The sequence below is a fragment of the Chryseobacterium sp. MYb328 genome (genome assembly GCF_037572595.1).
GTDB lineage: Bacteria > Bacteroidota > Bacteroidia > Flavobacteriales > Weeksellaceae > Chryseobacterium > Chryseobacterium pennae.
In genome coordinates this window covers 51,892-63,720 of sequence record NZ_JBBGZQ010000009.1, presented here as the reverse complement: position 1 = coordinate 63,720, position 11,829 = coordinate 51,892, and the positions used below count along the sequence as shown (strand labels likewise).

The 11,829-nt window shown below is 34.2% G+C and carries 12 protein-coding genes; 6 read left to right on the top strand and 6 right to left on the bottom strand.

The window, feature by feature from the left end:
* The 3 genes from WH267_RS11050 to WH267_RS11040 all read left to right on the top strand — a co-directional run bounded on the left by WH267_RS11050 (nucleotide 1) and on the right by WH267_RS11040 (nucleotide 2,003).
* The gene (locus tag WH267_RS11050) at nucleotides 1–738 is read left to right on the top strand and encodes a LytR/AlgR family response regulator transcription factor (protein ID WP_340008183.1); all 738 of its coding nucleotides are present in this window, start codon (nucleotides 1–3) and stop codon (nucleotides 736–738) included.
* Between the two features lie 120 nt (nucleotides 739–858).
* Nucleotides 859–1,188 (top strand): DUF4870 domain-containing protein, encoded by a 330-nt coding sequence (locus WH267_RS11045; RefSeq protein ID WP_340008181.1) that lies wholly within the window; start codon nucleotides 859–861, stop codon nucleotides 1,186–1,188.
* A 71-nt stretch (nucleotides 1,189–1,259) separates the two neighbouring features.
* Nucleotides 1,260–2,003, top strand: coding sequence for a hypothetical protein (locus WH267_RS11040; protein WP_340008179.1), 744 nt, complete (start codon nucleotides 1,260–1,262; stop codon nucleotides 2,001–2,003).
* A 50-nt stretch (nucleotides 2,004–2,053) separates the two neighbouring features.
* Here the strand turns inward: WH267_RS11040 and WH267_RS11035 are convergent, their stop codons facing one another.
* Complete coding sequence (locus tag WH267_RS11035; RefSeq protein ID WP_340008178.1) at nucleotides 2,054–2,734, bottom strand: MBL fold metallo-hydrolase; 681 nt, start codon at nucleotides 2,732–2,734, stop codon at nucleotides 2,054–2,056.
* 54 nt (nucleotides 2,735–2,788) lie between these two features.
* The gene (locus tag WH267_RS11030; RefSeq protein WP_340008177.1) at nucleotides 2,789–3,376 is read right to left on the bottom strand and encodes a Crp/Fnr family transcriptional regulator; all 588 of its coding nucleotides are present in this window, start codon (nucleotides 3,374–3,376) and stop codon (nucleotides 2,789–2,791) included.
* Between the two features lie 568 nt (nucleotides 3,377–3,944).
* Here WH267_RS11030 and WH267_RS11025 point away from each other — a divergent pair.
* Together WH267_RS11025 and WH267_RS11020 are read left to right on the top strand one after the other, a co-directional pair.
* Nucleotides 3,945–4,469: a hypothetical protein gene (locus tag WH267_RS11025; RefSeq protein ID WP_340008175.1), complete on the top strand. Its 525-nt coding sequence runs from the start codon at nucleotides 3,945–3,947 to the stop codon at nucleotides 4,467–4,469.
* A gap of 112 nt (nucleotides 4,470–4,581) precedes the next feature.
* Complete coding sequence (locus tag WH267_RS11020) at nucleotides 4,582–6,777, top strand: B12-binding domain-containing radical SAM protein (RefSeq protein ID WP_340008173.1); 2,196 nt, start codon at nucleotides 4,582–4,584, stop codon at nucleotides 6,775–6,777.
* 103 nt (nucleotides 6,778–6,880) lie between these two features.
* On the opposite strand, the gene WH267_RS11015 is transcribed toward WH267_RS11020, so the two are convergent.
* The 4 genes from WH267_RS11015 to atpD all read right to left on the bottom strand — a co-directional run bounded on the left by WH267_RS11015 (nucleotide 6,881) and on the right by atpD (nucleotide 10,656).
* On the bottom strand, nucleotides 6,881–7,483 hold the full coding sequence (locus WH267_RS11015) for a WG repeat-containing protein (RefSeq protein ID WP_340008171.1): 603 nt from the start codon (nucleotides 7,481–7,483) through the stop codon (nucleotides 6,881–6,883).
* 391 nt (nucleotides 7,484–7,874) lie between these two features.
* Nucleotides 7,875–8,693, bottom strand: a complete 819-nt coding sequence (locus WH267_RS11010; protein WP_340008169.1) for a hypothetical protein — start codon at nucleotides 8,691–8,693, stop codon at nucleotides 7,875–7,877.
* Between the two features lie 85 nt (nucleotides 8,694–8,778).
* Complete coding sequence (locus WH267_RS11005; protein ID WP_115971439.1) at nucleotides 8,779–9,060, bottom strand: FoF1 ATP synthase subunit delta/epsilon; 282 nt, start codon at nucleotides 9,058–9,060, stop codon at nucleotides 8,779–8,781.
* An 87-nt stretch (nucleotides 9,061–9,147) separates the two neighbouring features.
* A complete protein-coding gene (gene atpD, locus WH267_RS11000) occupies nucleotides 9,148–10,656 on the bottom strand; it encodes a F0F1 ATP synthase subunit beta (RefSeq protein ID WP_340008167.1) in 1,509 nt (502 codons plus the stop codon).
* 207 nt (nucleotides 10,657–10,863) lie between these two features.
* On the opposite strand from atpD, the gene WH267_RS10995 reads away from it, so the two are divergent.
* A complete protein-coding gene (locus WH267_RS10995; RefSeq protein ID WP_340008165.1) occupies nucleotides 10,864–11,784 on the top strand; it encodes a bifunctional riboflavin kinase/FAD synthetase in 921 nt (306 codons plus the stop codon).
* Nucleotides 11,785–11,829: the final 45 nt, after the last annotated feature.

The following is an 11,829-nucleotide window of genomic DNA, read 5'->3' as shown; positions in this document are numbered from 1 at the left end:
ATGTACAAAACAATCATCATAGAAGACGAATATCACCTACGGGAAGCATTGTCTATTATGCTGGAGATGATAGCTCCGGATAAAATACAGATCATTGGTTATGCTGAAAGCGCTGATGAAGCAGCAAAACTGATTGACAGGCTTCAGCCGGATCTTGTCTTCATGGATATTATGCTAAAAAACGGGACCGGTTTTGATGTATTGCAAAAAATTTCTCACCGGAAATTTCATTTGATTTTTACAACTGCTTATCAAGAATATGCTATCCGGGCGTTTAAGTTCAGTGCTTTGGATTATTTACTAAAACCTATTGATACTGAAGAACTCAAAATAGCTATCGACAGAATTTCAGGACTAAAGGAGCGATTCTTTGAAGAACAGCAAATAAGCGAACTCAGTCATAATATGCACAAAACCCCACAAAGAATCATTCTTCCTACTCAGGAGGCGATGCATGTGGTGAAGATCAGCCAGATCATGCATTGTGAAACATCAGGTTCCTACACTACTTTTTACCTGAATGATGGAAAGAAAATTATGATTTCCAAACCTCTTAAAAATTACGAAAGTATTCTGCTTCCCCCTGATTTTTTTCGGGTACATCAATCTCATCTTATTAATACCCAATATATTGTAAGCTATTCCCGGGAAGGTATGATAGAAATGGAAAATGGTGCCAGCATTCCGATATCAAGGGCAAAGAAAGAGGCTTTTTTTAAACTCATGAGAGAAGAATAAAATTGACTGGAAACCATTTTTTGCCAGGACCTACAGAATACCAATTCAAAGCAGCAATAAACCAATCAGCTCTTGACAGGTGAAAACCTCCTTCTTATTTTTGGCAGAAAATATTTTAATATGAACAGCAAAACAATTTCTATTTTAAGCTATGTAACGATTATCGGCTGGATTATCGCTTACGTTAAAAGCAAAGATTTATCCACTAAAAATGACCTGGCCCATTATCATTTGGAACAAGGTTTGGGGTTCTTTCTTCTAACTGTGGTTGTCAATATTATTCTTTCAATTACAGTTTCAATTCTTCCTGTTTTATCATTTTTAAATTATATTGGATTGATTTTATTAATCTTATGGGTGTTCGGGATTATTAATGCAGCTAATGAACAGAGAAAACCTATTCCTGTGATAGGAAAATTGTTTGAGAATAAATTTGGCTTTCTGGCATAACAAAATTGATCTCCTTATATTGCATCTATCTATTTTCTTTAGAATAAGTAGGTGCAGTATAGCTAAAGTTTATGAAAGAATTACAACAACTCACAAAAGATCAATTATATACCCGGCTTAAAAATCAATCTGAGAATTTTTATTCTACAGTTTCATCAACGTTAGATTTTACTTTTTTTGAAGATCATTCTTCAGATGAGGAAGATCTTTCAGAATTTCTTGAAATGCTGGATCAGGAAACCGCAGAAAAGATAAAAGCAGCATCTTTAGAGGAAAATAATGATGATAATACCCCTAAAATTACCCTTGCAGAGCACATGCATTCAACCTCTCTTGATTTAATAACAGAAGATGGAGAAGGCTATAAAATCATCTTATTTGAACAAGACATTACCCTTTCCGAAAATCTTTTTGTTGAGGATTATGTTATACTTATTGTTATTGGAAATATACAGGCAAAAAATATTATTGTCAACGGTTCACTTTATTGTTCAGGAAACCTTTCCTGTAATCTTTTGTTTGGAGCATCGGGTAATGATAATGAAACTTTTAGTAATGGAAATATAACCAGTTCACTTATTGCAGAAAACGGACATTATACCGTTGCAGAAGGCAGTATCCGTTCAAAATATTTAATAAGTCTTCACAATGTAATTGAGGGAAAAGAAGGAAGATTTATTGAAAATATAAGTTTGGATGGTTCTAATGAAGCAGAATTCCTGCATCCTGAAATTATAGATAAAAATGGCTATTTTGATGAAGGGGCTTTTCTTCATTTCATCAATAAAAATACACCCGATGCTGTGTTTAAATAATTTTTTGCATCCGTTTTATAAGAGAAGAAAGGAAGAAAGCCCTGGTGAATCTATTGTAAATTATATTTAGCCACAAACTTCTCAAACTTCTGATCTGTATTTCGCATGACAGGTCCATGACCGAAGCAGATAATGGATGGATTCAGTTTTGCCAACTTCTGGAGTGATTGGATATTGCGTTGCTGATCCGAGGTGAATATATTTGGGGGAAGCCGCAAACCGGTCGCTGTAGTAAGCAGGTTCATATTGGTTGCCACATCTCCGATTATCAGTACACCATCTTGCTCACGGAATAAAGAAATATGACCTGGCGAATGTCCAGGCGTTTCTATTACCCGAAAATTTCCGATCCTATCATTTTCAACGATTGTGCGTTCTACTTTATTTCCCTGACCTGCCCAATACTTTTGTTGAAGCTTTGCTATCCAATGTTCCGGATTTGGATAGTCTTTGGTTACCATCCCCGTTTCAGTCCTCAAAACTTCGTCCGGATGGCAAAGTAAGGGGATCGCAAACTCAGTACATATCTGATCGCTACAACCTTGGTGGTCTGCATGAGCATGGGTAAGTACATGTTGATAAACGGGAATTTTCTGGAGAGCTTTCTTTACACTCGTATACGAACTCCTGATTCCGGAGTCTACCAATATACCTTCAATAATATAGCAGTTGATACTGTTTCGTGGCATCAGTGAAATCTGGAACACTTCGGGAGCAATCTGACGTAGCATAGTTTTTTTATGCAAATCTACATCACCGATCCATACTTGTATAAGGACATTTGTCTATAATATATTGGACTTATGTATTTGTCCTTTTGCCCGCGTAAGCGATCTTTGTGTAATGCCAAGGTATGATGCCAGATCTTGCGTCGTTATGCGCTGGGCAAGCATCGGTTCGTTAGACAGAACACTACGGTATTTATCCACAGCCGACCTGTTATTATAATTCAACAGATAACTTTCCTTTTGACTATACTCCTGCTCCATTACCGAGTGTATAACTCCGTTCCAGGCGGTCACCTGGCTAAGCAGATGTTGATAGTCCGGATAGTTTATTCTATAGATTACGCTATCTTCAATAACTCTGACACTCCTTCTGGATTTTTCTTGCATCACAAACTCCTGAAAAGAGGTCACGAATTCATTTTCAAACTTGAAGCAGGTTATATTTTCCTTTCCTTCTTTGTCAATAGCATATGCTTTTACAGCTCCACTAGCGATAAATCCAATATGGCGGCAGGTTTCATCTTCATGAATAAAAAAATCACCCTTTTTTAAGTGGATCGGTTTGAAGAACTTCGCAGAAAAGCTGATTTCCTCTGCTAATAGTGATCCTTTCGAGAATAGGTAATTTTCAAATACATCAGTCATTTTGTTATCTTTTTTCCTTTTACTTTCTTATTAACCGTCTATTGGATTATACACAAAATCCAGCATCCAAAACTAACAATTATTATACATTTAAAAAAAATAATATCTTTCAGCTCTACTTTTTTCTCATGTTTCAGCTCTTTATAATAAACTGATTATTAAAACATTCCTTTTTAATAATATAGGGCTATTTTTCAAGAAAATTTTTATATTTACTCAACAAATTGATGGCAAATACAATATGAAATTTATTTTGAAGATCGTTTTTTCTTTAATTACAAGAATACTTTTCTGCATCGTTTTGTTATTTTCAGACCCATTGTCAATACCCTTCAGGATTCTATGTATTGTTATTTTTTGTATTCCCTGGCTAAGGTTTTTCATGAATGATACAGATAGGAGAAATATTGATCAATTAACCTCTTATAAGCTTCTGTTCCTCACTACACCTATTCTATATTTTCTTATACTCTGGAAAATTCTTGAATTTTATAATTTTACTTTAATCACTAATTTTCTTTTATTTATTTTACCGGTAATAGGATCTCTTTTTATTAAGTCAAAAAATATGTCAGCCAATAATCAGAATATCTTACAGACTATGACTTATTATTGTATACCATTCTTTTTAGCAGTTAATATGTCTTTTGATTTTTCAAAACCGGTATCGAAAAAATTTTTAATCGTTGACAAAGCTATTTCTAATGAAAAGGGATCAGATTCGGATGGCACTTATGAGGTAACTAAACATGAATTAAAAGTGGTCTCAAAAGAAAAAATGAATAGCCCTGCATTTTGGAAAGATCTCTCAACAGCCGAATATACAGATATATATCCAAACATTCCCGGTAAAGAATTCATTACTATTCAAAATAAGAAATATGAAATTCTGGGTAGAAAAAATAAGGTCATAAGATCTGAAAATGGTCTTCAATATTCTCGCTCTTATTATTTAAAAGAATATGTAAAACCAATGGCAATTGATGTAGACCGAAAGATCTATAACAAATTTGGGAAAGGAAATGATCTCGATATTGAAACACATTCCGGATTATTTGGGATTGAATGGACTTATTATCACTGGAAAATGTAATCATAAATAGGCACAGAAATTAGAGAAAAGTATTTTATGCTTTTAGGTGAATAATTAATCAAAACTTTTGCTCTTTTGCATTTAAAACTTATAACTTTGCAAAAAATTTCTGTTGAAAGACTTACTTCTTATTACTCCGCCTTTTACCCAACTTAACACTCCTTATCCAGCTACTGCCTATATTAAAGGATTTTTAAATACTAAAAATATTTCCAGTTATCAGATTGATTTAGGAATAGATGTTATTTTGGAGTTATTTTCAAATGGTGGATTACAAAAAGTTTTCAATAAAGAAATTGATCTTCAGAATATTTCTGAAAATTCCCAGAGAATTTATGCATTAAGAGAAGAATATTTAAAAACCATTGACCAGGTGATTCCTTTTTTACAGGGGAAAACTCCTACACTGGCAAGACAGATCTGTAGCATGAACTTTCTTCCTGAAGCTTCCCGTTTCAACCAGTTGGATGATATGGAATTTGCTTTCGGAAACATGGGATTACAGGATAAAGCAAAACATTTGGCTACCCTATATCTGGAGGATATTTCAGACTATATTGTTGAAAATGTTGATGCTGATTTCGGTTTCAGCAGATATGCCGAACGATTGGGAAAAAGTGCCAATTCTTTTAATGAATTATATTCAAAATTAGCTGATAAAGAAACATTTATCGATGATTTCACCTTAACCATTCTTCGAGAAAAAATAGCAACTGTTCAACCTAAATTGGTGTGCTTTTCTATTCCATTTCCAGGAAATTTATATTCTGCATTCAGAAGTGCACAGTTTATAAAGAAAAATTTTCCACACATTAAAATTGCAATGGGAGGAGGTTTCCCCAACACTGAATTAAGAGAGATTAAAGATCAAAGAGTCTTTGAGTTTTTCGATTTTATAACATTAGATGATGGAGAACTTCCTCTTGAACTGCTATGTGAAAATGTCTGCCATCCTCAGCAAAACGAAGAACACCAATACAAAAGAACATTTTTACTTGAAAATCAGGAAGTCGTTTATAAGAATAACACCAAAAGACATGATTATAAGCAGGTAGATATTGGCACGCCGGATTATACAGATTTAAGACTGGATCAATATATTTCAGTCATTGAAATTGCCAATCCCATGCACAGTTTGTGGAGTGACGGAAGATGGAATAAATTAACCATGGCTCACGGATGCTATTGGGGAAAATGTACTTTCTGTGATATTTCTTTAGATTATATTAAGATCTACGAACCTATTTCTGCTAAAATTCTGGTTGACAGAATGGAGGAACTTATTAAAACAACAGGGGAAACCGGATTCCATTTTGTTGATGAAGCCGCACCACCGGCTTTGATGAGAGAGGTTGCTCTTGAAATTCTCCGAAGAAACCTTGTTGTTACCTGGTGGACTAATATTCGTTTTGAAAAAAGTTTCACCCGTGATTTATGTTATTTATTAAAGCTTTCAGGTTGTGTTGCTGTTTCCGGTGGATTGGAAGTAGCAAGTGACCGTTTATTAAAATTAATTGATAAAGGAATTTCTGTGGAACAGGTTGCAAAAGTGACAAGAAATTTTACAGAAGCCGGAATTATGATCCATGCTTATCTGATGTATGGCTACCCAACACAAACCATTCAGGAAACGATTGATTCTATGGAAATGATTCGTCAGTTATTTGAAATGGGAATTCTTCAAAGTGGATTCTGGCATCAGTTTGCAATGACTGCCCATTCACCTGTTGGATTAAACCCTGAAGAATTTGGAGTGACTCCAATCAAACAGGAAATTTTATTTGCTAATAATGATATTGATTTTACGGACAAGACCGGAATCAATCATGGTAAATTTAGTTCGGGTTTAAAAAAATCCTTATTCAATTATATGCACGGAATTAATTTTGAACTTCCTCTTCAAGAGTGGTTTGATTTTAAAATTCCAAGAACAACAATCCATCCCGATTATATTCACGACAGTTTATTGGAAGAGGAAGATTTTAAATTTAAAGGAAATTCAAAAGTTGTCTTTTTAACCAAAAATGTAATCGCTGAGAATCGCATAAAAAATAAAAAGAAATATTCTGGTACATATACACTTCTTACATTCCACTTAAAAACCAATATTGTTAAGGTTGAAATGGAACAGGACAAAGCAGAATGGCTGATGAATATTTTGGAAGAACATTCTATAGACAATCAGAAAAAACCTATAGTTCAGCAACTTAAGACTCAGTTTGAAGAAAATTTTGAAGATTTTGAATTGTTCTGGTTCTCAAAACCTATGCAGCAATTGAAGGAAAATGGGGTGATTTTGAGTTTGTAAAATTGTGGCGATTTTTCTCAGGGATTTTCTAATTAATGATTTTTTTATTTTTCTCTCGCTGATTTTGCTGATGACGCAGATTTTTAAATTCTGAATGAGTCTTTTAGTAATCATATTTCCATTTGATCTTATTGGCTATTTCTTCAAAAGTGTATTTTCCCAATTCGATGACTTCTCCTTTAGTATTGATGTATCCATTATTCTCACATTCAATGAAATAATGTTGACAGCCTTGCTCTTGTGGATGGTCATTTAAAGATTTTTTTTTGCATTTTTCTCCAATAATAGCCTTTCCATGGTAAAAGGAAGATACTTCCTCAAATCGAGGTTTAATAACTATTCTCCCTTTTTCATCTGCAAATCCAATTTTATTGTTTTCATCAACAATTCTTATCTTTTTTTGAATGATATCATCAGGACTCATAGTTCCTATTTCGGTATTCAAAACTTTAAATAACTTCTTTCCGTTGATGTCAATGGCCGTCCAACCATCTTCTCCCTTAATTGAGAAAATAGAAAAATAACCTAAAGTTTCTGGTCTATAATTCAAACCAAATGAATCATCAAGTTTCCTGATGACTTTCCCATTTTTATCAGCAATATAAGCCGTATAATAATCCCCATTCTGATAGATTATCTGGAATTTCTTCTGGGCTGGAGTCATTGAGAACAGAAATAAGGCAACAAAAAATAATATCTTCTTCATTGGAATTTATTTTAGATTAAAATACTAAAAATAAATCAATATGAGATTTGTTGTAATGTTTTGGCTAAAGCCAATGGAATATTATGTTTATTATAAAACGGGATAAAGCCCGTTGCTATTGAATTATTTTTACTTTGAACTGTATCTAAATATCCGCACCTTTGTCATGTTGCAGGAATGTGGAAAAGAAAAGGTTTCCGCAGATATCACAGGTTTATCAGATAATTATATACTATTTTACACACAGCAAAAAAGAAAATTCGTGCATTCGTGGCAAAAAATATACGCCCCAAAATAAGTGAAAAATCTATATAATTAAGTGGTTATAAAAGAAAACCTCAGAAAGTTTGCTCCAAGGTTTTTGTTTATGTATTTTTTAAACGGATTCAATTTAATTAGGAGTATCTTTTGTCACTGGTCCTACAGTTACCTTTTCCTGGATTTTAATAAAATTGGGATCCATGATGGCCATACGTTCGGCAAGTGCTTTATAGGTTGGATATTTTAAGATTGATGCTCTTCCGGACATTTCCTTGAAGAGGGTAAAAGACTTTCCACCAGCTGTTTTCAGTTGCTTTGTGGTTGTAATATATCTTCCTATGAGCTTACTTTTTGCATCATAGATCTCAATATCCAGAAAGCTTTTCTCCATGATTTTATCATCTGAACCAAAACTTACAGGTAGATTCGTAAAATAACCGACAGGAACTCCATTGCTAAGGATCTCACCTACTTTATTGACTTCCAGATTCATTTTATCAATCTTCTTTCTGATCGTATAGGCATCCTTTGTTTTACTGTCCAGTTTCCTTTTCGGAATATTTGAAAACAGCTCATCCAGGGTCTTTACGTTTATTCCTTTATTATCAATGATTTTAAAATCTTTCACGGAAGTATACACCGCAGATTTTTCTTCTCCGGAAAATGCAGAAGGTGATGAATAATCTACTTCAATGGTTTTATCCCTGTTATAAACCCTATTAATCTGTATATAGCTGTCTCTGACAGAGTCAACAATACTTTTATCAATAAATTTTATTGTATACAATGGTGTTTCCTTTAAATCCATGAAGGTATACTCATTGGATTTATTGGATATTTTCGCCACCGGGATTCCGTCTAAACTGATAATTCCTCTTTTGGTTTTGATATTCTGAGCATTGAGGAAAATTCCCAGAATTGTAAAGAATATGATTATACTTTTCTTCATAGAATCAGACTTTTACATGAAATGAAATAAAAAAAGTGTAACCAAAGTTACACTTTTTTGAAAATATATTTAGCTTTTCATTTAATTATTCGCAAAGGATAATTCCTTTGTTATGATTAAATTCCACAACACCGCTTTTGATAGAATATGAAAAGATAGAGTCTTTATCATTTTCTTTGGTTAGGTTTTTTGCGAAAGCTTCATCTACAGAGTTTGTAAAAAGCTTTACTTTCCCACCAATTAAAGAAGAAACAATTCCTGCGTGGTTTTTCATGATGTGAAATTCACCATTTTTTCCAGGCAATAATACTGAGTTTACTTCTCCTTCAAAAACTACGTATTCTGGTGTTAAAATTTTTATATTCATTTTAATTTAGATTTGAAGATTTCAGATTTCAGATTTCAGACACTTTAAAGTCTCATGTCTAGTATCTGATATCTTTATGTCTAATTATTAAGCGTTTTCAGCTAACATTTTTTGTCCAGCTTCGATAGCTTCCTCGATCGTTCCTTTCAAGTTGAAAGCAGCTTCTGGTAAGTGATCTAATTCACCATCCATAATCATGTTGAATCCTTTGATGGTATCTTTGATATCTACTAAAGATCCTGGAATACCTGTAAACTGTTCTGCAACGTGGAAAGGCTGAGATAAGAATCTCTGAACTTTTCTTGCACGGTAAACAACTGATTTATCTTCTTCAGAAAGTTCTTCCATACCAAGGATTGCGATGATATCCTGAAGTGACTTGTATCTCTGAAGGATTTCTTTTACTCTTTGAGCACAGTTATAGTGTTCATGACCAATAACTTCTGGAGACAAGATTCTTGAAGTAGAAGCCAATGGATCTACCGCTGGGTAAATACCTAATGAAGCAATCTTTCTGTCAAGTACCGTAGTTGCATCCAAGTGAGCAAACGTTGTTGCAGGAGCCGGGTCAGTTAAGTCATCCGCAGGTACGTATACCGCCTGTACTGAAGTAATTGAACCATTTTTAGTTGAAGTAATTCTTTCCTGCATCGCACCCATCTCAGAAGCAAGAGTTGGTTGGTAACCTACCGCTGATGGCATACGACCAAGAAGTGCAGATACCTCAGAACCAGCCTGTGTAAAACGGAAGATGTTGTCTACGAAGAAAAGTACGTCTCTACCTTGTCCGCTTTCACCACCATCTCTGTAGTACTCAGCTAATGTAAGACCAGAAAGTGCTACTCTAGCTCTTGCACCTGGCGGCTCGTTCATCTGTCCGAATACGAATGCTGCTTTAGATTCTTTCATAGCCTCTAGGTCTACTTTTGAAAGATCCCAACCTCCGTTTTCCATAGAATGCATGAAATCATCACCATACTTGATAATTCCTGATTCAAGCATCTCTCTCAAAAGGTCATTTCCTTCTCTCGTTCTTTCACCTACTCCGGCGAATACAGAAAGACCTCCGTGTCCTTTTGCAATATTGTTAATCAACTCCTGAATCAATACCGTTTTACCTACACCAGCACCACCGAACAATCCAATTTTACCCCCTTTTGCGTAAGGCTCAACTAGGTCGATTACTTTAATACCTGTAAATAAAACTTCTGCTGAAGTTGATAATTGATCAAATTTTGGAGCTGGTCTGTGAATTGGAAGACCACCATCCTTAGATATATTTTGAAGTCCGTCGATAGCATCACCAACAACGTTGAATAGTCTTCCGTTTACAGCCTCACCGATTGGCATTGTAATAGGATCTCCATATCCGATTACATCTTGACCTCTCTTAAGACCATCAGTAGCGTCCATTGCAATACATCTTACTGTATCTTCGCCAATATGTTGTTCTACCTCTAAAACTACTTTTTCACCGTTTTCTTTTGTAATTTCTAACGCATCATAGATAGATGGAATTGCTTCCACATCATTGAAGACAACGTCGATTACCGGACCAATAATTTGAGAAATTTTACCTTTAATTTGGTTTGCCATTGCTAAATTTTTTCTTGGTGCAAATATAGTGATTCTTCATAAACCCGCAATTGGTAAAAAAAAGATTTTTATCATACTTTTTAGAAATTTACCAAAGGCACTATTTACTAGTTTTACAAACCTATTTACCAGAAAAAAATATTGGTCCATTGTTATATTGATAGATTGTTACATTATATCTATATTTGCAGTCAAATTTTTCCCGTTTTGAAAGTTTTCAAGAATTTTAAAGATTATACCTCTCAAAAGCCTCTAGCATTGTCTTTAGGTATGTTTGACGGGGTACATCTTGGACATAAAAGTATTATCGATGAACTAATTAAAGTAGGAACAGAGAACAATCTGGAAACAGCCATCCTTACGTTCTGGCCACATCCGAGGTTTGTTTTTAATCCTAATGAAGATTTAAAACTCCTGAATACAATAGAGGAAAAGCAACAGCGTATTGAAAAGTACAGCATTGACAATTTGTTTCTGAAGGAGTTTGACGAAGAATTCAGAAACCTTACCGGAGAAGAATTTGTACGCCAGATCCTGATTGATAAACTTAATGTGAAATACCTTATTATAGGATACGATCATTCTTTCGGAAAAAATAAAAGCGGAAATTTTGAACTTCTTCAAAAGCTGTCCAAAGAACTAGATTTTGAAGTGGAACAGATGGAAGCTATTAACATTCATGAAAATAACATCAGTTCTACCAAGGTTCGTAATGCACTTTTAACGGGAAATATTAAAGAAGCCAATGAAATGTTGGGATACTTCTACCCTGTTTCCGGAACTGTAGTTCATGGCAAGAAAATCGGAAGAACTATAGGTTATCCTACGGCTAATATAGATACGCAATCTATTAAACTTTTACCTAAAAAAGGAGCTTATATCGTTGAAGTAGACATAAAAGGTCAGCAATATAAAGGAATGCTGAGCATTGGAACCAATCCTACGGTAAATGGAGAAAAGTTAACCGTTGAAGTGTATATCCTTGATTTTGACCATGATATTTATGATGAAAAGATCACTGTGAGATTCAGAGATTTTCTTCATGATGAAATAAAGTTTGAAGGTTTGGAAAAACTTATTGAGCGACTAGACGAAGATAAGCGATTAACAGAAGAATTTAATTTTTAAGATATAAAGAAAAAGCTATTCAGTGATGAATAGCCTTTTTAGTTT